Raw genomic sequence first — 21,200 nt, 5'->3', positions numbered from 1 at the left:
GCAACTCTCATGACAGACGCACTCAAGCGCCTCTCCGACGAAGGCGTGGCGATCTGGCTGGACGACCTGTCCCGCACCCGGATCACCTCCGGCAACCTCGCCGAGCTGATCGACCAGCAGCACGTCGTCGGTGTCACCACCAACCCGTCGATCTTCCAGAAGGCCATCTCGGAGGGTCACGGCTACGACCAGCAGCTGGAGGACCTCGCCGCCCGCAAGGTGACGGTCGAGGAAGCCATCCGCATGATCACCACGGCGGACGTGCGCGACGCGGCGGACATCCTGCGTCCGGTCTTCGACGCGACCGACGGCCAGGACGGCCGGGTCTCCATCGAGGTCGACCCGCGCCTGGCGCACAACACCAAGGCGACGGTGGCCGAGGCCAAGCAGCTGGCGTGGCTGGTGGACCGCCCGAACACGCTCATCAAGATCCCGGCCACCAAGGCGGGTCTGCCGGCGATCACCGAGGTCATCGGCCTCGGCATCAGCGTGAACGTGACGCTGATCTTCTCGCTGGAGCGTTACCGCGAGGTCATGGACGCCTACCTGGCCGGTCTGGAGAAGGCCAAGGAGCGCGGCCTGGACCTGTCCAAGATCCACTCGGTGGCGTCGTTCTTCGTGTCCCGCGTGGACACCGAGATCGACAAGCGCCTGGACGCCCTGGGCACCCCCGAGGCCAAGGAGGCCCGCGGCAAGGCCGCGCTGGCCAACGCCCGCCTCGCCTACGAGGCGTTCGAGGAGGTGTTCGGCAGCGACCGCTGGGCCGCGCTCGACAAGGCGCAGGCCAACAAGCAGCGTCCGCTGTGGGCCTCGACGGGCGTCAAGGACAAGGCGTACAAGGACACGCTGTACGTCGACGAGCTGGTCGCGCCTGGCACGGTCAACACCATGCCGGAGGCCACGCTCGACGCGACGGCCGACCACGGCCAGATCACCGGCGACACGGTCCGCGGCACCTACGAGCAGGCCCGCGCCGACCTCGACGCGGTCGAGAAGCTGGGCATCGGCTACGACGACGTCGTCCAGCTCCTCGAGGACGAGGGCGTCGACAAGTTCGAGGCGTCCTGGAACGACCTGCTGAAGTCGACCGAGGCCGAGCTCAAGCGCCTCGCACCCTCGGAGGGCTGACCTACCTTGTCCGGTATTGGCGGAGCCAACCCGCTCCGTGATGCTGCAGACCGACGGCTCCCGCGTATCGCGGGGCCGTCGGGTCTGGTCATCTTCGGCGTCACCGGGGACCTGTCCCGCAAGAAGCTGATGCCCGCCGTCTACGACCTCGCCAACCGCGGGCTGCTGCCGCCGGGCTTCTCGCTCATCGGCTTCGCCCGTCGCGAGTGGGCCGACGAGGACTTCGCCCAGGAGGTCCACGACGCGGTCAAGCAGCACGCGCGCACGCCGTTCCGTGAGGAGGTCTGGCAGCAGCTGAGCCAGGGCATGCGCTTCGTGCAGGGCACCTTCGACGACGACGACGCCTTCGAGCAGCTGAAGTCGACCATCGAGGACCTGGACAAGGTGCAGGGGACGGGCGGGAACTTCGCGTTCTACCTGTCCGTTCCGCCGAAGTTCTTCCCCAAGGTCGTGCAGCAGCTGAAGAAGCACGGCCTGGCGGACCAGACGGAAGGCTCCTGGCGCCGCGCGGTCATCGAGAAGCCCTTCGGTCACGACCTGGCCTCCGCCAAGGAGCTCAACCAGGTCGTCCACGAGGTCTTCCCGCCCAACGAGGTCTTCCGGATCGACCACTACCTGGGCAAGGAGACCGTCCAGAACATCCTGGCGCTGCGGTTCGCGAACACGCTGTTCGAGCCGATATGGAACCGGTCGTACGTGGACCACGTGCAGATCACGATGGCCGAGGACATCGGCATCGGCGGCCGCGCCGGCTACTACGACGGCATCGGCGCCGCCCGTGACGTCATCCAGAACCACCTCCTCCAGCTGCTCGCGCTGACCGCCATGGAGGAGCCCGCCTCCTTCGACGCGGACGCGCTCGCGGCCGAGAAGACCAAGGTGCTGGGGGCGGTCAAGCTGCCCCGGGACCTGGCCGCCAGCACGGTCCGCGCGCAGTACGCGACCGGCTGGCAGGGCGGCGAGAAGGCCGTCGGCTACCTCCAGGAAGACGGCATCGACCCCGCGTCGAAGACCGACACGTACGCCGCGATCAAGCTGGAGATCGACAACCGCCGCTGGGCGGGCGTCCCCTTCTACCTGCGCACCGGCAAGCGGCTGGGCCGCCGGGTGACCGAGATCGCGGTCGTCTTCCAGCGCGCCCCGCACTCCCCGTTCGACTCCACGGCCACGGAGGAACTGGGCCAGAACGCCCTGGTCATCCGCGTCCAGCCGGACGAGGGCGTGACCCTGCGCTTCGGTTCCAAGGTGCCCGGCACCTCCATGGAGGTACGGGACGTCTCGATGGACTTCGCCTACGGCGAGTCGTTCACCGAGTCCAGCCCCGAGGCGTACGAACGCCTCATTCTCGACGTCCTGCTCGGCGACTCCAACCTCTTCCCGCGGGTCGAGGAGGTCGAGCTGTCCTGGAAGATCCTCGACCCGATCGAGCAGTTCTGGGACACGAACGGCAAGCCCGCGCAGTACCCCGCGGGTACCTGGGGGCCCACCGAGGCGGACGAGATGCTCGCACGAGACGGACGGAGCTGGCGCCGGCCATGAAGATCGACCTCACGGACACCACGGCCAGCAAGATCAACAAGGCGTTGGTGCAGGGTCGTCGCGCGATCGGCACCCCCGCCGTCGGCATGGTGCTCACCCTCGTCATCGTCACGGACGAGGAGAACGCCTACGACGCGCTCAAGGCCGCCAACGAGGCGTCGCGCGAGCACCCCTCGCGCACCCTCGTCGTCATCAAGCGCGTCTCGCGCTCCCCGCGCGACCGCGCCAAGGCACGGCTCGACGCGGAGGTCCGCGTCGGCGCCGACGCCGGCACCGGCGAGACGGTGATCCTCCGCCTGTACGGGGAGATCACCGACCACGCGCAGTCCGTGGTGCTCCCGCTGCTGCTGCCCGACGCGCCCGTCGTCGTCTGGTGGCCGGTCAACGCGCCGACCGACCCGGCGTCCGACCCGCTGGGCGCGCTGGCGCAGCGTCGCGTGACCGACACGTACGCGGCCGAGCACCCGGTGCACGAGCTCACCGCCCGCGCCGAGGCGTACAGCCCTGGCGACACCGACCTGTCCTGGACCCGGATCACGCCGTGGCGCTCGATGCTCGCGGCCGCTCTGGACCAGGTCACCTGCAAGGTGACGTCGGTCGAGGTGGAGGGCGAGGAGTTCAACCCGAGCTGCGAACTGCTGGCCATGTGGCTCGCGGACCGGCTGGACGTCCCGGTGAAGCGGTCGCTTTCGGCGGGCCCGGGCCTCACCTCGGTCCGGATGGAGTCCAGCTGCGGGCCGATCGTGCTGGACCGGCCGGACGGGTCGCTCGCGACCCTGTCCATCCACGGCCAGCCCGACCGCGCGGTGGCGCTCAAGCGGCGTGAGACGGCAGAGCTGATCGCGGAGGAACTGCGGCGGCTCGACCCGGACGACACGTACGCGTCGGCGCTGCGGTACGGAGTACACCGGCTGAGCGATCCGGTGGCGGAGGTGGCTGCGGCGGCCGAGCCCGCCCCGGCCGAGCAGGCCGCCCCGGCGGAGAAGAAGGCGCCCGCGAAGAAGGCCGCTCCGGCGAAGAAGGCGGCGGCGAAGTGAGCGCGCCGCAGCTGGTCGTGCACCGCGACAAGGAACTGATGGCGCAGGCCGCGGCGGCCCGGCTGATCACGAGGATCGTGGACGCCCAGGCCGCCCGCGGTTCGGCGTCGGTGGTCCTGACGGGCGGCCGCAACGGCAACGGACTCCTGGCCGCGCTGAGTTCGGCCCCCGCGCGGGACGCGATCGACTGGTCGCGGCTCGACCTGTGGTGGGGCGACGAGCGCTTCCTGCCGGACGGCGACCCGGAGCGCAACGTCACGCAGGCCCGTGAGGCCCTGCTGGACAGGGTCCCGGTGGACCCGGCGCGGGTGCACGCCATGCCGGCGTCGGACGGGCCCAACGGCTCGGACGTGGACGCCGCGGCCGCGGCCTACGCGGCCGAACTGGCCGCGGCGGCCGGGCCGGAGGACCACGGACCGGTGCCGACGTTCGACGTGCTGATGCTGGGGGTGGGCCCCGACACGCACGTGGCGTCGCTGTTCCCGGAACTGCCGGCGGTCCGCGAGACGGAGCGTACGGTCGTCGGCGTCCACGGGGCGCCGAAGCCGCCGCCGACGCGTGTCTCGCTCACGCTCCCCGCGATCCGCGCGGCGCGCGAGGTGTGGCTGCTCGCGGCGGGCGAGGACAAGGCGAAGGCGGTCCAGATCGCGCTGTCGGGCGCGGGCGAGATCCAGGCGCCGGCGGCGGGAGCGTACGGCAGGGCCCGCACGCTGTGGCTGCTGGACGCGGCGGCGGCGTCCCAACTCCCCCGCGCACTGTACCCACCGGCCTCGGCCTAGCCCCGGGGCCCCGCATCGCGCTTCGCGCGGTGTCCGTACGGCCTGGCGGCCGTGGGAGCGCCCTCAGACGGGCTGGATTCGCCGCGGCACGGCAGTCCAGCCCGTCTGCCCCGCCCCCGCCCCGTCGGCGTCCGCGGCACGGGGACACGTCCCGCCCCGTCGGCGTTCGCGGCACGAGGACACATCCAGCCCCAACCGCGTTCGCGGCACGAGGGCACATCCAGCCCCGTCCGCGTTCGAGCCACGGGAACACATCCAGCCCCGCCGGCGATTGAGGCGCGGGGTCCGGGGCAGAGCCCCGCAAGCGCGCCGCACTCTCAAGACCCCGGCACGCAGCCCCAACCGCGTTCGAGGCGCCCGGGCATGGGGGCCGCGCCCCCGTGGCATGTCCCGCCAGGGCACACGGACCGCGCCCCCGTCAGCCCGGCCCGCCGCGCAGGAACGGCTCCAGCACCCCCGGCACCGCCTCCGCCGCGAAGACCAGCCCCTCCCCCTCCCCGGCGTCCCGCACGTCGTACGCCCCCGCGCCCGCCGCAGTCGTCGCCGTCAGCGTGATCAGGCCCGCGCGACGCTGGAAGACGGACTGCCGGACCGTCCAGCCAATCACCCCCGACCTCTGCAGCGCCACCGTGCTGCGCCGTACCGTGCCCGAACGGGTCAGCAGGTAAGCCCCCGCGATGCCGTGGCCCAGGCTCCGGTACGCGTCGAGGGCAAGCAGCAGCGACACCGGGACCGCCACCGCCGTCCAGCCTGCCGCGATCCACACCAGCACCGGCGTGAGCCCCCACCCCAGCAGCACCAGGACGAGGGCCGGGAGCAGCGCCCCGGTCAGGGCCCAGCGCAGCCGCCTGCCTCGGGCGGCGCGGGGATGCGGTGTCAGCGGCGACGCGGCGGTCGGGGCGACCGGCTCGCGCAGCACGCGCGCCGCCACCTCGTCCGCGAGCGCCCGCGGCACTGCCGGCAGCAGGGTCCGGCGGTCGGCGTGTTCGTCCTCGCCGTCCTTGACGAGCCCGGTGGCCACCGCGTCCAGGCGGGCCGCTCCGACCAGCCGCACGCCCAGCGGCTCGACGAGGTCGACCCCGCGCAGGCGCCGTTCCTCGATCGACGTCGAGCGGGCGGTGAGCAGGCCCCGCCGCACGCGCAGGGTCCCGCCCGGTTCGCGCTCCAGACGGTAGTTCCACCACATCTCGGTCCAGAGGCCCAGCGCGCCCACGACGCCCGTGACGATCGCCGCACCGGCGAGAACGACGATCATCCAGACCAGCGGGGTGTCCCGGAAGCGTCCCCATATCCAGTCGATGACCTCGGCCCGGGCGCCGAACCACTCGCTCACCTGCATCACGGCGCCGGCCGCCGCGCCGCCGAGCAGCGGGGCGACGAAGGAGAGCGGCGCGTACCGGATCCAGGCGGGGTCGAGGACGGCGAGGGCGCCGTCGGCCGAGAGGTCCGCCCCCGGCGTGGCGGTGCGGGCCAGCAGGTGCGTGCGCAACCGTTCGGCCTCCGCTCGGGAGACGGCGTCCAGTTCCAGCGTGGACTCGCCGCCGCCGGTCTGTTCGCCCGTGCCTATCCGTACCCGGACGAGGCCGAGGACGCGCAGCAGGACGCCGGCGGTGAGGTCGACGCTGCGGATGCGCTCGCGGGCCAGGGTGCGTCGTTTGACGAGCAGCAGGCCGGTGTGGAGCTCGGCGCGTTCGGGTCCGACGCGGTAGCGGGTCCGGCGCCAGCGGACGTAGTCGGCGCCGGTGGCGGCGGCGACGAGCAGGACGGCGCCGGCCAGTACCCAGCCGAGGGCCTGCCACAGCGGTATGCCGCCCAGCAGGCCGAACAGGGCGGGCAGTCCGGCTCCGCCGGCGACGCCCGCCGTCACCAGGGCGCTGAAGAGGACCGTGCGCCCGTCCAGCCGGCGCCACTCGCCGTCCGGCCCGCCGGGCTCGCTCATGTCGCGTCCCCGGGCGTCGCCTGGGTGATCCGGGTCAGCCGCTCGGCGAGGTCCGCGGCGAGCTCGTGGTCGAGCCCCTCGATCCTGATCGCCCCTTTGGAGGAGGCGGTCGTGACGGTCACCGTGGCGAGCCGGAACGCCTGCTCGAGCGGCCCGCGGACCGTGTCCACGGTCTGGATGCGGGACATGGGGGCGATCCGCCATTCCTGCCACAGGGCGCCCGTGCGCACGTACACCGCCTCGCCGGTGACCTCCCAGCGATGCACCCGGTACCACCAGGCGGGGAGGAACGCGGTGCCGGTGAGGCCGATGACGGCCACCGCGGCAGCCGGTCCCCACAGCCAGGCGCGTGCGGGCTCGATGAGCGCGCCCAGGACGGCCAGGACGGCCACGGGGACGGCCGTCGTCAGCAGGCACTGCGTACGCCACCAGCCGACGACGCGTTCGTTCAGCCGGTTCTCCGGCGGCCGCAGCCGCACCGCGTTCTCCCCCCGCATCGGCTCAGCGGCCGCGCACTGCCCGGTAACGGGCGGCCAGCGTTGCGGTCGAGCTGTCGAGCTGTTCGCCGCCCCTGCCCTCCGTCAGGACGGGCTCGATCTTCTTGGCGAGGACCTTGCCGAGCTCGACGCCCCACTGGTCGAAGGAGTCGATGTTCCAGACGGCGCCCTGGACGAAGACCTTGTGCTCGTACAGCGCGATGAGCTGGCCCAGCACGGAGGGGGTCAGCTCGTCCGCGAGGATCGTGGTGGTCGGGTGGTTGCCGCGGAAGGTCTTGTGCGGCACCAGCTCCTCCGGGACACCCTCCGCCCGCACTTCCTCGGGCGTCTTGCCGAATGCCAGGGCCTGCGTCTGCGCGAAGAAGTTGGCCATCAGCAGGTCGTGCTGCGCGACCAGACCGGGCTGCAGGTCGCCGACGGGCTGGGCGAAGCCGATGAAGTCCGCCGGGATGACCTTCGTGCCCTGGTGGATCAACTGGTAGTAGGCGTGCTGGCCGTTGGTGCCGGGCGTGCCCCAGACGACGGGGCCGGTCTGCCAGTCGACGGGGTTGCCGTCGCGGTCGACGGACTTGCCGTTGGACTCCATGTCCAGCTGCTGGAGGTACGCGGTGAACTTGGACAGGTAGTGCGAGTACGGCAGTACCGCGTGCGACTGGGCGTCGAAGAACGCCCCGTACCAGACGCCCAACAGGCCGAGCAGCAGCGGCGCGTTGGCCTCGGCGGGGGCGGTGCGGAAGTGCTCGTCGACGAGGCGGAAGCCGTCCAGCATCTCCCGGAAGCGGTCCGGGCCGATGGCGATCATGAGCGAGAGACCGATGGCGGAGTCGTACGAGTAGCGGCCGCCGACCCAGTCCCAGAACTCGAACATGTTGGCCGTGTCGATACCGAAGTCGGCGACCTTCTCCGCGTTCGTCGACAGGGCGACGAAGTGCTCGGCGACGGCCTCCTGGCCGGCCCCCAGCTCGGTGAGCAGCCAGTTGCGCGCGGAGGTGGCGTTGGTGATGGTCTCGATCGTGGTGAAGGTCTTGGACGCGACGATGAACAGCGTCTCGGCCGGGTCGAGGTCGCGCACGGCCTCGTGGAGGTCGGCCCCGTCGACGTTGGAGACGAAACGGAACGTCAGGTCGCGTGCCGTGTAGGAGCGAAGCGCCTCGTACGCCATCGCGGGACCGAGGTCGGAGCCGCCGATGCCGATGTTGACCACGTTCCGGATGCGCTTTCCGGTGTGGCCGGTCCACTCGCCGGAGCGGATGCGGTCGGAGAAGGCGGCCATCTTGTCGAGCACGGCGTGCACGGCGGGGACCACGTTCTCGCCGTCGACCTCGATGACGGCGTCGCGCGGGGCGCGCAGCGCGGTGTGCAGGACCGCGCGGTCCTCGGTGGTGTTGATCTTCTCGCCGCGGAACATGGCGTCGCGCAGCTCGAACACTCCGGTGGCCCCGGCCAGCTCGCGCAGCAGCGCCAGCGTCTCGTCGGTCACGAGGTGCTTGGAGTAGTCGAGGTACAGATCACCGACCTGGAGGGTGTACCCGCTGCCGCGCCCCGCGTCGGCGGCGAAGAGCTCCCGCAGGTGGGTGTCGCCCAGCTGCTCGCGGTGCTTGCCGAGAGCGACCCATGGCGACATCTGGTGGAGCCTCGTAGGACGTTCTGCGTTCATCTCGGACATCAGCCCACTTCTTCTCGTACCTGCCTGCATGCCCCGCTGCGTCTCCAACCTAATTGATCAGGCGGGCGGATGACGTGCCAGCGGGCCGCGGGACGGCGAGAAGCGGCCGGGCCGGGCTCGGAACGACGAAGTCCGGCCGGCACCCCTCGGTGCCGGCCGGACTCAACGTCTAGATCTCGCCCCGCAGTTTGGCGAGCGCCTCCGCGAGGATCGCCTCGCCGTCCGCGTCGCTGCGCCGCTCGCGCACGTACGCGAGGTGCGTCTTGTACGGCTCGGTACGCGGCGGGTCCGGCGGGTTGTCCCGGTCCTGGCCTGCCGGGAACCCGCACCGCGGGCAGTCCCAGGTGTCGGGGACCTGTGCGTCACTGGCGAAGCTCGGCTGCGTCTCGTGCCCGTTGGAGCACCAGAAGGAGATGCGGAGGCGCGGTGCGGACTCGCCCCGCTCTGCCTCGCCCATCGGCCCCGCTCCGACCCGGCTCCCCCGGATCGCGTTGCCACTTGCCACGGTCGTAACTCCCTGCGTGATGGTGCTGCACAGCGTCTCACAGCGGCTGCGCCGCGAGTGCCCCAGTCTACGTAAGGCCCAACGCTCGTCCAGTGTTTGGAGTTACACCCCGGGCCGGGACGGGAAAGAGACGGGTCAGCTGTCCAGCTTCACCAGCAGGCCAAGTACGACAATGCACGCGAACCACAGCAGACCGACCACGACGGTGATGCGGTCGAGGTTGCGCTCGGCGACCGACGAGCCGCCGACGGACGACTGCATGCCGCCACCGAACATGTCGGAGAGGCCGCCGCCCTTCCCCTTGTGCATCAGCACCAGCAGCATCAGCAGCAGGCTGAAGACGATCAGGGCGATCGAGAACCCCATAACCACGGCTGGACCAACTTCCTCGGACTGATCAGGACTGACACCGATATGTACTGCGGGGGCCGGGCCCGCCACGCGGCGGAGCCGCAGAGTGGCGCTGTGAGCCTCGGCCCCCGCAAGGGTACGCCGGATCCGCGCTAGCGCATACTCACCGGTCGCTCACCTGTCGCTCACTGGTCGCGGAAGCGGACGATCTTGACGAACTCGTCCGCGTCCAGCGCCGCGCCGCCCACCAGGGCGCCGTCGACGTCGGGCTGAGACATGATCGCGGCGACGTTCCCGGCCTTCACCGAGCCGCCGTACTGGATGCGGACCTTGTCGGCCAGCTCCTGGTCGTACAGCTCCGCGAGACGGCCGCGAATGGCCCCGCAGACCTCCTGCGCGTCCTCGGGGGTGGCGACCTCGCCGGTGCCGATGGCCCAGACGGGCTCGTACGCGATCACGATGGACTCGGCCTGCTCGGCCGGGATGTCCTTCAGACCGCCGTCGAGCTGGGCGAGCGTGTATTCGACCTGGTTGCCGGCCTTGCGGACGTCCAGGCCCTCGCCGACGCACAGGATCGGGGTCAGGCCGTGCCTGTACGCGGCCTTCACCTTGGCGTTGCAGATCTCGTCGGTCTCGGCGTGGTACTGGCGGCGCTCGGAATGGCCCACGGCGACGTAGGTGCACTTCAGCTTGGCCAGCATCGGGCCCGAGATCTCGCCCGTGTAGGCGCCGGAGTCGTGCGCGGAGATGTCCTGGGCACCGTACTTGATCTTGAGCTTGTCGCCGTCGACCAGGGTCTGCACGGACCGCAGGTCGGTGAAGGGCGCCAGGACGGCGACCTCGACGGCGTCGTAGTCCTTGTCGTTGAGCGCGAAGGCGAGCTTCTGGACGTGGGCGATGGCCTCGAGGTGGTTGAGGTTCATCTTCCAGTTGCCCGCCATCAGCGGGGTGCGAGTGCTCACAGGTTTTCAGTCCTCCAGTGCGGCGAGGCCGGGAAGCGTCTTGCCCTCGAGGTACTCGAGGCTCGCGCCACCGCCGGTCGAAATGTGGCCGAATGCGTTCTCGTCGAAGCCGAGCGTGCGCACGGCGGCGGCCGAGTCGCCGCCGCCGACGACGGTGAAGGCGGAGCTGTCGACGAGGGCCTGGGCGACCGCGCGGGTGCCGCCCGCGTAGTCGGGGTGCTCGAAGACGCCCACCGGACCGTTCCAGAAGACGGTCTCGGCGTCGGCGATCTTGGCAGCGTACAGCTCGCGGGTCTTCGGGCCGATGTCGAGGCCCTCCTGGTCGGAGGGGATCTTGTCGGCGTCGACCGTGGTGAAGTCGGCCGGGGCCTTGGTCTTCAGGTCGGGGAACTCCGAGGCGGCCAGGACGTCGACCGGGAGGACGAGCTCGACGCCGTTCTTCTCGGCGCGCTCCATGTACTCGGTGACGGTCGGGATCTGGTCCTCCTGGAGGAGGGAGATGCCGACCTCGTAGCCCTTGGCCTTGAGGAAGGTGTAGGCCATGCCGCCGCCGATGAGCAGGCGGTCGGCCTTGCCGAGGAGCTGGTCGATGACGGCCAGCTTGTCGGAGACCTTGGCGCCGCCGAGGACGACGACGTACGGCCGCTTCACCTCGTCGGTGAGCTTCTTCAGGACGCCGACCTCGGTGGCGATGAGGTAGCCGGCGGCGTGCGGCAGCCGGGCCGGGAGGTCGTAGACGGAGGCGTGCTTGCGGTGCACGGCGCCGAAGCCGTCGCCGACGTAGACGTCCGCGAGGGCGGCGAGCCGGTCCGCGAACGCGCCGCGCTCCGCGTCGTCCTTGGCGGTCTCGCCGGCGTTGAAGCGGAGGTTCTCGAGGACCGCGACCTGGCCGTCGGCCAGGCCCGCCACGACCGCCTGGGCGGACTCGCCGACGGTGTCGGTCGCGAAGGCGACGTCGGTCCCGAGCAGTTCCCCGAGCCGCGCCGCGGCGGGGGCGAGCGAGAAGGCGGGGTCCGGGGCGCCCTTGGGGCGGCCGAGGTGCGAGGCGACGACGACACGCGCGCCAGCCTCGGCGAGTTTCGCGATCGTCGGCTGGACGGCGCGGATGCGGCCGTCGTCGGTGATGGTGGTGCCGTCGAGCGGGACGTTGAGGTCGGCGCGGACGAATACCCGCTTGCCCGTGACCCCCTCGGCCAGCAACTGGTCGATGGTCTTCATGTTCTGCGACTCCTCGAAGGGCTCTGCACGCGCGACAGGGCTCGAACGGCGCTGCGTCGCGCTGCCCGAGCCCTGCCACTCACATCTTGGTGCTCTCGTTGCAGTTCGGATCAGAGAGTACTGATCAGAGCTGGTTGCCGACGTAGACCGTCAGGTCGACGAGGCGGTTGGAGTAGCCCCACTCGTTGTCGTACCAGCCGACGACCTTGACCTGCTTGCCCTGGACCATGGTCAGGGAGGAGTCGAAGGTGCAGGAGGCCGGCCAGTTCACGATGTCCGAGGAGACGATCGGGTCCTCGGTGTACTCCAGGACGCCCTGCAGCTGGCCCTCGGCGGCCTTCTGGAAGGCGGTGTTGATCTCGTCCTTGGTGACCTCGCGGTCCAGCTCGAGGACGAGGTCGGTGACGGAGCCCGTGGGGACCGGGACGCGCATGGCGATGCCGTCCAGCTTGCCCTTGAGCTGCGGGAGGACCAGGGCGGTGGCCTTGGCGGCACCGGTCGAGGTCGGGATGATGTTCTCCGCGGCGGCACGGGCGCGGCGCAGGTCCTTGTGCGGGAAGTCCAGGATGCGCTGGTCGTTCGTGTACGCGTGGACCGTCGTCATCATGCCCTTGACGATGCCGAAGTTCTCGTCCAGGACCTTGGCCATCGGCGCCACACAGTTGGTGGTGCAGGAGGCGTTGGAGATGACGTGGTGGTTGGCCGGCTCGTACTTGTCCTGGTTGACACCCATCACGATGGTGATGTCCTCGCCGCTGGCGGGGGCGGAGATCAGGACCTTCTTGGCGCCACCGGCGATGTGCTTCTCGGCGTCGGCCTTCTTGGTGAAGATGCCGGTCGACTCGATGACGATGTCGACGCCCAGCTCGCCCCACGGGATGTCGGCGGGGTTGCGCTCGGAGAGCACCTTGATGGTGTGACCGTCGACGGTGATCGTGTCGGCGGTGTGGGACACGTCGGCCTTGAGACGGCCGAGAATGGTGTCGTACTTCAGCAGGTGGGCCGTGGTCGCGGTGTCACCCAGGTCGTTGACAGCCACGATCTCGATGTCTGCACCCTGCTCCAGCAGCGCGCGGAAGTAGTTACGACCGATGCGGCCGAAGCCGTTGATGCCTACGCGGATCGTCACGAAACCGATCTCCTCGTTGGTACGCCGGGTTTCGACGCCGGCGAGCTTTATTTGGGATGTCCCCGACCGCCTACGACCCTACCTCTCCGGAGTGCTCGTAGTGACATCCAGAGCGGGCCGTGTACGGCAAGGCGGTCCGTACCCACCAGTAGGGGTACGGACCGCTGTTTTTCCGGCCGTTTTCTGATCGGGTCACGGCCCGGATCCGGCCGGTCCGACCGTGTCAGCGCCGCAGTGCGGCGAGCGCCCTGCCGATGATCCGGGCCCGGTCGGCCGCGGAGGGGACGTGCTCCAGGCCGAAGCCGATCAGCACGCTGTCACGCGCTGTGACCGCCGCGGCGGACGGATGCAGGTCCTGGCTGCGTGCCCAGTTCCCGCGCAGAGCGGGGCTGCCCTGCGGCGGTCCCGCGACGGCCCAGGGTCCGAGCGAGGTCTCGAAGCCCTCGGCGCCCTGCTCGCCGCCCGCCGTCACCAGCCGGGTGTCGTCGACGAAGACGCCCCGGCCGCCGTCGCCGGGGTCGGTGATGTACGAGACGGCGACCTCGATGCGCTTGCCCGCATAGGCGCTGAGATCGAACGAGGCGGCCCGCCAGCCGTCGGAGGCCCCGGTGAAGGAGTTCCATGCGCCCGTGGAGCCGCGCGCCGTGCATCCGCCGGAACCCACGGTGAGGTAGTGCCGCAGGAAGGGGTGCATGGCGACGTAGAAGCCGCCGTCGCACTGGGTGGGGACGGTGGTGGAGGTGGAGCCGTTCGTGTCGGGCAGCGTCGTCCAGTCGTCCTGGCCCACGGTGTGGACCTCGAAGACGGCGTTGTCGTAGCCGGGCTCGGTGTTGTAGCTCAGGCGCAGGTTCAGCGCGGGCGCGTCGGCCGCGCTCGTGCCGCTCAGGTCGAGCGTGCGCGTGAGCCGCATCCACGAGGCGTTGCGGTGGCTCGCCGCCGCGTACCAGTCGCCCTCGTACGGCGAGAAGGGCATCTTCACGCCGGGGTAGTCACCCGCGGCCGCGCTGCTGAACTGGGGGAACTCGTCGGACGGCAGGGTGTCCGAGGTGATCGTGTACGCACCGGCCGCGTCCAGTGGGTTGCCGGGCGCGCCGGCGAGCGCTCCCGAGGCTCCCCCGAGGCGGCCCGCACCGAGGAAGCCGCCCGCTCCGGCGAGCGAGGCACGGCCCGAGGCGCCGAGGTAGTACTGGGAGAAGTCGTCGCTCAGCGCGCCGCCGAGGTCGGCGGACCCGCCGGCCCCCTCACCGGTGGTGACGAGCTTGCCGCCCTCGTTGAGGTAGGCCCGCACGGCCCGCGTGGTGGCCCAGGAGGGCGCCTTCGCCCCGGTGTACCAGACGACCGTGTCGAAGTGGCCGAGCACCGCGAGCGGATGCGGGGCGCCCTGCGTGGCGACGTCCCAGACCGCGCTGCGCTGCTTGTTGTCGGCGAGCGCCCCGGTGTAGACGGCGGTGTGCCGCGCGGGTGCGCTGCCGCCCTCCTCGGCGATCACGAGGGTCGAGGCACGCGGCCGTTCGGCGATCCGGTAGGTGAAGTGCTCGCTGGAGGTGCGCTTGCCCTCCCTCGTACGGCCGGTGAACCAGACCTCGACGGTGTCGCCGACGTCGCCGTCCCGGATGCCGGCGCGGTACTCGTCGAAGCGGATGTTGTCGTCGCCGCCGAAGGTCTCGCCGCCCTTCCAGGGCCGCAGCACCTGACTGTGCGTACGACCGCCGTTGACGCGGTACTTGAGCCGCTTGCCCCACAGCGACTTGCGGGCGACGACGGAGACTTCCTGATCCCCGCCGAGGGCGTAGGAGGTGGTGAAGGTGTCGGGGGTGAAGTCCGCCGCGTCGAGTCCGAGCGAGGAGGACGGCCGGTCGGGGTGGGCGGCGGTCTCGGCGACGGAGAGCGCGAACGGGATGTTCTTCGCGAACTCCTGCTGGATCAGCTTCTCGTCGTCGGGGAAGGTGAAGACGGAGGCGCAGTCGGCCGCGTTCCAGGGGTCGTTCGGGTCGATGCGGGACGCGGTGGCGCAGGTCGACATCTCCGGGGTGTACATCATCATCCCGTTGACGTTGGCCGCGTGGCCGTCGGCCTCGCCGTTGGTGGTGTACAGCTCGGAGGAGACCTGGGGGCGGTAGCCGGGGACGGCCGGGTTCTCGGGGGTGCCGGCGAGCGACTTGTAGAGCACGTCGTCGGGCGTGGGTGTGGCGACCTGCCAGCCGACTCCGTAGAGGATCAGCTCCGCGGCCGAGTGGTAGTTGATGCCGTACTCGAAGCCGATGCGCTTCTGGAAGGCGTCGATGGCCCGGGTCTCGGGCTCGGACGCCGGGCCGGTGCCGCGGTACGTCTCGTCGAACGGGTCGGGGGACGAACCCTCGTTGTCGTAGCCCCACTTGTAGGAGAAGTTCCGGTTGAGGTCGACGCCGTCGCCGGGCGCGATCTTCCCGTCGCCGTTGTTGTCGCGCATGTTCTTGCGCCACTGGCGCTCGGCGGTCCCGGTGAAGGTGTAGTCGTAGCCGTCCGGGTTGGCGGAGAGCACGAACCACAGCTCGGTGGAGTCCACGATCCTCGTGATCCGCGGGTCCTTGCCGTAGTTCGTGAGGTAGTGGTGCATCAGCCGCCGGGTCATCTCCGGCGTGATCCATTCCCTGGCGTGCTGGTTCGACATGTAGAGCGTGGCCGGCTTGCTGCCGTCCCGGTGCTTCGAGGCGCCCTTGGAGATCTTGAGTGCGAGGATGTCCTGGCCCTTGACCGTCTTGCCGATGCTGACGGCCTTGGTGAGGCCGGGATGGGCGGCGGCGGTCGCCAGGATCTCGCTCTTGAGGCCGCCCTCGCCGCTGTACGGCCGGTAGACGCCGTCGCCCGCCTTGGCGACGCGCCGCTCGGCCCCGGCGGGGACGGTGTGCTCGGTGATGCCGACACCCTGCGCGCGCAGTTCGTCCGCCTGCCGTTCCGTGAGGTACAGCTCGACGGTGGCGGAGCCCTTCTCCGGCACCTGCTCGGTGAGTTCGTGCCCGTCGGCACCCGCCGCGAGGATCAGCGGCACCTGCGCCCGGGTGACCTTCGCATGCCACACGGAGAGTTCGTCACCGTCTCCTCCCCCCGGTTCGGCCTGCGCGATCGGCGCCGCCGACAGTCCCGCGACGAGCAGTGAAGCCGCTGCGAGGATCGATCTCGCTCTGCGTCTCATGCGCCCCCCTTGCTGTTGTCTGCCCGATGAGTGAACACGCGCCAGGCTCATGACTCTCCATGATCATGTCAATAGGGCATCGGGATGCCCGGGACGGTCTCCGAAAACGCCGCTGCCGACGCCCGAACGGGCGTCGGCAGCAAAGCTCTTGAGCTGCATGCCGGGGAGGGCTCAGCCGACGAGCCCGTCGGCCATCTCCTCGGTGAGATTGGACTCCGTACCCGGAATGCCGAGGTCCTGAGCCCGCTTGTCGGCCATCGCCAGCAGCCGCCGGATACGGCCGGCGACCGCGTCCTTCGTCAGCGGCGGGTCGGCGAGGGCGCCCAGCTCCTCCAGGGACGCCTGCTTGTGCTCCATGCGCAGCCGGCCCGCGGCGGCGAGGTGCTCGGGCACCTCCTCGCCGAGGATCTCCAGGGCGCGCTGCACCCGGGCCCCGGCCGCGACCGCGGCGCGGGCCGACCGGCGCAGGTTGGCGTCGTCGAAGTTCGCGAGGCGGTTGGCGGTGGCCCGCACCTCGCGGCGCATCCGCCGCTCCTCCCAGGCCAGCACCGACTCGTGCGCCCCGAGGCGGGTCAACAGCGCGCCGATCGCGTCACCGTCGCGGACGACCACCCGGTCCACGCCCCGCACCTCGCGGGCCTTGGCGGCGATCGAGAGCCGGCGGGCGGCGCCGACCAGTGCCAGGGCGGCCTCCGGGCCGGGGCAGGTGACCTCCAGCGACGAGGACCGGCCGGGCTCCGTCAGGGAGCCGTGCGCGAGGAACGCACCCCGCCAGGCGGCCTCGGCGTCGCACGTGGCACCGGAGACGACCTGGGGCGGCAGGCCGCGGATCGGGCGGCCGCGGCCGTCGACCAGGCCGGTCTGGCGCGCGAGCTGGTCGCCGCCGGCCACCACCCGTACGACGAAACGGGAGCCGCGGCGCAGCCCGCCGGGGGCCATCACCATCAGCTCCGAGCTGTGGCCGAAGATCTCCAGGATGTCGCGCTTGAGGCGGCGCGCCGCGATCCCGGTGTCGAGCTCCGCCTCGATCACGATGCGGCCGCTGACCAGGTGCAGACCGCCCGCGAACCGCAGGACCGCCGAGACCTCCGCCTTTCTGCAGCAGGTCCGGGTGACGGGAAGCCGGGAGATCTCGTCCTTCACCGCTGCCGTCATCGCCATGGGCCGATCCTTCCATGCATCCGAAAAATACGGTCGTACGCGGCAGCCAACAGCTCCGGGTCATGCTTCGGAGCGCCTCCCCCAGAGCCTTCGCCCTGGGAGGGGCCCCCGACCGAGGCCACAGGCGCCAGCTCGACCGCGGCACCGAGCCGCCTGGCGGCGTCGTCGAGGGACACGCGGTCGGGCACGGCAGCCTCGTCGGCCAGCACCACGTCCAGGGCGAGTTTAGGCGCGTGTCGTCCCAAAACCTCCAAATGACGCTGCGGGGAGAAGCCTTCTGTTTCGCCCGGCTGCGGCGCGAGATTGAGGGAGAGGACCCGCCGTGCCTTGGTCTCGACCAGGGCATCGAGCAGTTCGGGCACGAGCAGGTGCGGGATGACCGAGGAGAACCAGGAACCGGGCCCGAGAACCACCCAGTCGGCGTCCAGGACGGCCTCGACCGCCTCCGGGACGGCGGGCGGGTCGTTCGGCACGAGGTGCACCGACTGCACCTCGCCCGGGGTGAGCGCGACGGTCGCCTGGCCGCGGACCGTGGACACCTCGTCGGGGCGCGCGGGGTCGTGCCCGCGCACGAGCGCCTGGAGCTCCAGCGGGACGGCCGACATGGGCAGCACCCGGCCCTGGGCGCCGAGCAGCTTGCCCACCAGGTCGAGGGCCTGCACATGATCGCCGAACTGCTCCCACAGCGCCACGATCAGCAGATTGCCGACCGCGTGCTCGTGCAGGTCGCCCTTGGACTGGAAGCGGTGCTGGATGACGCGGGCCCAGGTCTGGCCCCAGTCGTCGTCGCCGCACAGGGCCGCGAGCGCCTTGCGGAGGTCGCCCGGCGGCAGCACGCCGAGCTCCTCGCGGAGCCGGCCGCTGGAGCCGCCGTCGTCGGCGACGGTGACGACCGCCGTCAGGTCGCCGGTGATGCGGCGCAGGGCCGCGAGCGACGCGGACAGACCCATGCCGCCGCCGAGGGCGACGACCTTGGGCTGCGCGCCGCGCTTCCGTGTCGACACGGTACGCGTGGACCTGCGCACCCGCCGCAGACGGAGGGTTCGTCCGGTCACTCGCGCCCCATGTCCCGGTGCACGACCACGGTCTCGACTCCGGCGGAGGACAGCCGGGCCGCGAGCTTCTCGGAGGTGGCGACCGAGCGGTGCTTGCCGCCCGTGCAGCCCACCGCGATGGTCACGTACCGCTTGCCCTCGCGGCGGTAGCCGGAGGCGATCAGCTGGAGCAGCTCGGTGTAGCGGTCCAGGAACTCCTTGGCTCCGGGCTGGTTGAAGACGTAGTTCGACACCTCTTCGTTCAGGCCGGTGAAGGGGCGCAGCTCGGGGACCCAGTGCGGGTTGGGCAGGAAGCGCATGTCGACGACGAGGTCGGCGTCGACGGGCAGTCCGTACTTGAACCCGAACGACATCACCGTCGCCCGCAGCTCCGGCTCCTCCTCGCCCGCGAACTGGGCGTCCATCTTGGCGCGCAGCTCGTGCACGTTGAGGCTGGAGGTGTCGATCACCAGATCGGCGTCGCCGCGCAGCTCGCGCAGCAGGTCGCGCTCGGCCGCGATGCCGTCGACGATCCGGCCGTCGCCCTGCAGCGGGTGCGGACGGCGGACCGACTCGAACCGGCGCACGAGGGCGTCGTCGGAGGACTCCAGGAAGACCGTCCGGCGGGTGACCTGCTTGGCGTCGAGATCGGCGAGGGACTCGCGGAGATTGTCGAAGAAGCGCCGGCCGCGCACGTCCACGACGACGGCGATGCGGGCGACATTGCCCTGCGAGCGGGCGCCGAGCTCCACCATGGTGGGGATCAGCGCGGGCGGCAGGTTGTCCACGACGAACCAGCCCAGGTCCTCCAGACACTTCGCCGCAGTGCTGCGACCGGCTCCGGACATGCCGGAGATGATCACCAGCTCCGGGATGGCCACGTCCGCCGCGGCGTCGGCGGGCTCGGCCGTATTGCCCGTACTCACGTCTGCTGCTCCGTCTCCGTCGTGCTCGGTCATGTCGTTCTGCCCCCGTCGTTCTCTTCCATGATCTCTCCTGTCGCCGTATTCACGGCGGGTGCGGCCGGAGCCGACTGCGCAAGGGCCACGACGACCGACTCGGCCGTCTTGCGGCCCATGCCGGGGACCTCGCAGATCTGCTCGATTGTCGCCTGCCGCAGGCGCTTCACCGAGCCGAAATGCTTGATCAGAGCCTGTTTCCGGGTGTCCCCGAGGCCGGGCACGGCGTCCAGCGGGCTGGTCCTGATCCGCTTCGTCCGCTTGGAGCGCTGATAGCGGATGGCGAAATCGTGAGCCGTGTCACGGACCCGCTGGAGGAGGTAGAGGCCCTCACTGGACCGGGGCAGCACGACCGGGTCGTCGTCGTGCGGCAGCCAGACCTCTTCGAGGCGCTTGGCGAGGCCGCAGACGGCCACATCGTCGATGCCGAGCTCGTCCAGGGCTCGCTGAGCAGCCGCGACCTGCGGCTTTCCGCCGTCGACGACGACGAGCTGGGGCGGGTAGGCGAACTTCTTGGGACGGCCGTCGTCCTCGGGGGGCTGACTCCCGGGGTCGTCGCCGCCGATCCACTCCCCTGTCCTGTCCTTCTCGGCGAGATACCGCCTGAACCGCCGGGTGATCACCTCGTGCATGGACCGGACGTCGTCCTGGCCCTCGAATCCCCTGATCTGGAAGCGGCGGTACTCGCTCTTGCGCGCGAGGCCGTCCTCGAAGACCACCATCGACGCCACCACGTCCTCGCCCTGGAGGTGGGAGACGTCGAAGCACTCGATGCGCAGGGGCGCCGAGTCGAGACCGAGGGCCTCCGCGATCTCCTCCAGGGCCCGCGAGCGGGTGGTCAGATCGCTGGCGCGCTTGGTCTTGTGGAGGCCGAGGGCCTGCAGGGCGTTGCGCTGCACGGTCTCCATGAGCGCCTTCTTGTCGCCGCGCTGCGGGACGCGCAGCGACACCTGCGACCCGCGGCGGCCGCTCAGCCACTGGGTGACGGCGCTGTCGTCCTCGGGCAGCGCGGGGACGAGGACCTCCTTGGGCACGGCGTCGCCGCTCTCCTCGCCGTACAGCTGCTGCAGGGCGTGCTCGACCAGGCCGGCGGTGTCGACGTTCTCCACCTTGTCGGTGACCCAGCCGCGCTGGCCGCGCACCCGGCCGCCGCGGACGTGGAAGATCTGCACGGCGGCTTCGAGCTCGTCCTCGGCGAGGGCGATCAGGTCGGCGTCGGTCGCGTCGGCGAGCACGACGGCGTTCTTCTCCAGGGCGCGTTTGAGCGCCTCTATGTCGTCGCGCAGCCGGGCCGCCTTCTCGTACTCCATCTCCTCGGCGGCCGCCGTCATCTGCTTCTCCAGGCGGCGGATGTACGTGCCGGTGCGGCCGGCCATGAAGTCGCAGAATTCCTCGGCCAGTTCGCGGTGCTCCTCGGGGGTGACCCGGCCGACGCACGGCGCGGAGCACTTGCCGATGTAGCCGAGCAGGCAGGGTCGGCCCTTTTGCACGTGGTTCCTGAACACGCCCGCGGAACAGGTGCGCACGGGGAAGACGCGGAGCATCAGGTCGACGGTCTCGCGGATCGCCCACGCGTGCCCGTACGGACCGAAGTAGCGCACGCCTTTCCGCTTGGCGCCGCGCATGACCTGGACCCTCGGGAAATCCTCGTTCAGCGTGACCGCGAGATACGGATAGCTCTTGTCGTCGCGGTACTTGACGTTGAACCGGGGGTCGAACTCCTTGATCCAGGAGTATTCCAGCTGGAGCGCCTCGACCTCGGTGGAGACCACCGTCCACTCGACGGAGGCGGCGGTGGTGACCATGGTGCGGGTGCGCGGGTGCAGATTGGCCAGGTCCTGGAAGTAGCTGGCGAGGCGCTGGCGCAGGCTTTTCGCCTTGCCGACGTAGATCACCCGGCGATGCTCGTCGCGGAACCTGTAGACCCCCGGCGAGTCGGGGATCTGTCCCGGCTTGGGGCGGTAGCTGGAGGGGTCTGCCATGCCGCCCACCCTACTGGCGGGCGGTGACAGCGTGGTCATCTCCCGACAGGGACATGACCAGCGCTGCGCGGGACGCCGCGGGCAGGACGAGCGTGCGGCGCGGAGGCCGGCCGCGACGGCGGCCGGGGCCCCGGTCCGGCCA

17 protein-coding genes are annotated in these 21,200 nt (G+C 70.9%); 4 read left to right on the top strand and 13 right to left on the bottom strand.

Translation table 11 applies throughout. From position 1 onward, the window contains the following. Positions 1 to 9: 9 nt before the first annotated feature. From tal to pgl, 4 genes are read left to right on the top strand one after another with little or no spacing between them, the layout of a single operon-like run. Positions 10 to 1,128, top strand: coding sequence for a transaldolase (gene tal / locus HW130_RS08670; RefSeq protein WP_177148849.1), 1,119 nt, complete (start codon positions 10 to 12; stop codon positions 1,126 to 1,128). 15 nt (positions 1,129 to 1,143) lie between these two features. Further along, positions 1,144 to 2,667 (top strand): glucose-6-phosphate dehydrogenase, encoded by a 1,524-nt coding sequence (gene zwf / locus HW130_RS08665; protein ID WP_375256517.1) that lies wholly within the window; start codon positions 1,144 to 1,146, stop codon positions 2,665 to 2,667. Further along, complete coding sequence (gene opcA, locus HW130_RS08660; protein ID WP_177148847.1) at positions 2,664 to 3,704, top strand: glucose-6-phosphate dehydrogenase assembly protein OpcA; 1,041 nt, start codon at positions 2,664 to 2,666, stop codon at positions 3,702 to 3,704. Before zwf ends, opcA begins: the two co-directional genes overlap by 4 nt. After that, complete coding sequence (gene pgl, locus HW130_RS08655; RefSeq protein WP_177148846.1) at positions 3,701 to 4,483, top strand: 6-phosphogluconolactonase; 783 nt, start codon at positions 3,701 to 3,703, stop codon at positions 4,481 to 4,483. Before opcA ends, pgl begins: the two co-directional genes overlap by 4 nt. A gap of 418 nt (positions 4,484 to 4,901) precedes the next feature. On the opposite strand, the gene HW130_RS08650 is transcribed toward pgl, so the two are convergent. The 13 genes from HW130_RS08650 to uvrC all read right to left on the bottom strand — a co-directional run bounded on the left by HW130_RS08650 (position 4,902) and on the right by uvrC (position 21,058). Continuing rightward, positions 4,902 to 6,422 carry a PH domain-containing protein gene (locus tag HW130_RS08650; protein WP_177148845.1) on the bottom strand — a complete coding sequence of 507 codons (1,521 nt, stop codon included), beginning with the start codon at positions 6,420 to 6,422 and terminating at the stop codon, positions 4,902 to 4,904. Then, positions 6,419 to 6,919, bottom strand: a complete 501-nt coding sequence (locus HW130_RS08645) for a PH domain-containing protein (RefSeq protein ID WP_177148844.1) — start codon at positions 6,917 to 6,919, stop codon at positions 6,419 to 6,421. The genes HW130_RS08650 and HW130_RS08645 overlap by 4 nt, the downstream gene beginning before the upstream one ends. Before the next feature lie 4 nt (positions 6,920 to 6,923). Then, positions 6,924 to 8,576, bottom strand: a complete 1,653-nt coding sequence (gene pgi, locus HW130_RS08640; RefSeq protein WP_177148921.1) for a glucose-6-phosphate isomerase — start codon at positions 8,574 to 8,576, stop codon at positions 6,924 to 6,926. 178 nt (positions 8,577 to 8,754) lie between these two features. After that, the gene (locus HW130_RS08635; protein WP_003957010.1) at positions 8,755 to 9,090 is read right to left on the bottom strand and encodes an RNA polymerase-binding protein RbpA; all 336 of its coding nucleotides are present in this window, start codon (positions 9,088 to 9,090) and stop codon (positions 8,755 to 8,757) included. Positions 9,091 to 9,225: 135 nt separating this feature from the next. Further along, complete coding sequence (secG, locus tag HW130_RS08630) at positions 9,226 to 9,456, bottom strand: preprotein translocase subunit SecG (RefSeq protein ID WP_177148920.1); 231 nt, start codon at positions 9,454 to 9,456, stop codon at positions 9,226 to 9,228. 170 nt (positions 9,457 to 9,626) lie between these two features. After that, positions 9,627 to 10,403: a triose-phosphate isomerase gene (tpiA, locus tag HW130_RS08625; RefSeq protein WP_177148843.1), complete on the bottom strand. Its 777-nt coding sequence runs from the start codon at positions 10,401 to 10,403 to the stop codon at positions 9,627 to 9,629. Positions 10,404 to 10,409: 6 nt separating this feature from the next. Continuing rightward, entirely contained in the window at positions 10,410 to 11,621 is a 1,212-nt protein-coding gene (locus tag HW130_RS08620) for a phosphoglycerate kinase (RefSeq protein WP_177148842.1), read from the bottom strand. A 124-nt stretch (positions 11,622 to 11,745) separates the two neighbouring features. Beyond that, a complete protein-coding gene (gap, locus tag HW130_RS08615; protein WP_177148841.1) occupies positions 11,746 to 12,750 on the bottom strand; it encodes a type I glyceraldehyde-3-phosphate dehydrogenase in 1,005 nt (334 codons plus the stop codon). Between the two features lie 223 nt (positions 12,751 to 12,973). Continuing rightward, a complete protein-coding gene (locus HW130_RS08610; RefSeq protein ID WP_177148840.1) occupies positions 12,974 to 15,922 on the bottom strand; it encodes a M14 family metallopeptidase in 2,949 nt (982 codons plus the stop codon). Positions 15,923 to 16,093: 171 nt separating this feature from the next. Next, the gene (whiA, locus tag HW130_RS08605) at positions 16,094 to 17,083 is read right to left on the bottom strand and encodes a DNA-binding protein WhiA (protein WP_177148839.1); all 990 of its coding nucleotides are present in this window, start codon (positions 17,081 to 17,083) and stop codon (positions 16,094 to 16,096) included. After that, positions 17,074 to 18,138, bottom strand: coding sequence for a uridine diphosphate-N-acetylglucosamine-binding protein YvcK (yvcK, locus tag HW130_RS08600; RefSeq protein WP_177148838.1), 1,065 nt, complete (start codon positions 18,136 to 18,138; stop codon positions 17,074 to 17,076). The genes whiA and yvcK overlap by 10 nt, the downstream gene beginning before the upstream one ends. Then, positions 18,135 to 19,076 carry an RNase adapter RapZ gene (rapZ, locus tag HW130_RS08595; protein WP_177148837.1) on the bottom strand — a complete coding sequence of 314 codons (942 nt, stop codon included), beginning with the start codon at positions 19,074 to 19,076 and terminating at the stop codon, positions 18,135 to 18,137. The genes yvcK and rapZ overlap by 4 nt, the downstream gene beginning before the upstream one ends. After that, complete coding sequence (gene uvrC, locus HW130_RS08590) at positions 19,073 to 21,058, bottom strand: excinuclease ABC subunit UvrC (RefSeq protein WP_177148836.1); 1,986 nt, start codon at positions 21,056 to 21,058, stop codon at positions 19,073 to 19,075. The genes rapZ and uvrC overlap by 4 nt, the downstream gene beginning before the upstream one ends. Positions 21,059 to 21,200: the final 142 nt, after the last annotated feature.

The organism is Streptomyces sp. PKU-EA00015 (assembly GCF_013387495.1).
GTDB lineage: Bacteria > Actinomycetota > Actinomycetes > Streptomycetales > Streptomycetaceae > Streptomyces.
The sequence above is the reverse complement of the archived record's forward strand: the minus strand, read 5'-3'. Positions and strand labels throughout refer to the sequence as shown.

Bases quoted from the DNA above. Each gene is read 5' to 3' on its own strand.
- tal (WP_177148849.1), top strand. From the start codon at position 10: ATGACAGACGCACTCAAGCGCCTCTCCGACGAAGGCGTGGCGATCTGG.
- opcA (WP_177148847.1), top strand. From the start codon at position 2,664: ATGAAGATCGACCTCACGGACACCACGGCCAGCAAGATCAACAAGGCG.
- HW130_RS08650 (WP_177148845.1), bottom strand. From the start codon at position 6,422: ATGAGCGAGCCCGGCGGGCCGGACGGCGAGTGGCGCCGGCTGGACGGG.
- HW130_RS08645 (WP_177148844.1), bottom strand. From the start codon at position 6,919: ATGCGGGGGGAGAACGCGGTGCGGCTGCGGCCGCCGGAGAACCGGCTG.
- pgi (WP_177148921.1), bottom strand. From the start codon at position 8,576: ATGAACGCAGAACGTCCTACGAGGCTCCACCAGATGTCGCCATGGGTC.
- secG (WP_177148920.1), bottom strand. From the start codon at position 9,456: ATGGGGTTCTCGATCGCCCTGATCGTCTTCAGCCTGCTGCTGATGCTG.
- HW130_RS08620 (WP_177148842.1), bottom strand. From the start codon at position 11,621: ATGAAGACCATCGACCAGTTGCTGGCCGAGGGGGTCACGGGCAAGCGG.
- HW130_RS08610 (WP_177148840.1), bottom strand. From the start codon at position 15,922: ATGAGACGCAGAGCGAGATCGATCCTCGCAGCGGCTTCACTGCTCGTC.
- whiA (WP_177148839.1), bottom strand. From the start codon at position 17,083: ATGGCGATGACGGCAGCGGTGAAGGACGAGATCTCCCGGCTTCCCGTC.
- rapZ (WP_177148837.1), bottom strand. From the start codon at position 19,076: ATGACCGAGCACGACGGAGACGGAGCAGCAGACGTGAGTACGGGCAAT.
- uvrC (WP_177148836.1), bottom strand. From the start codon at position 21,058: ATGGCAGACCCCTCCAGCTACCGCCCCAAGCCGGGACAGATCCCCGAC.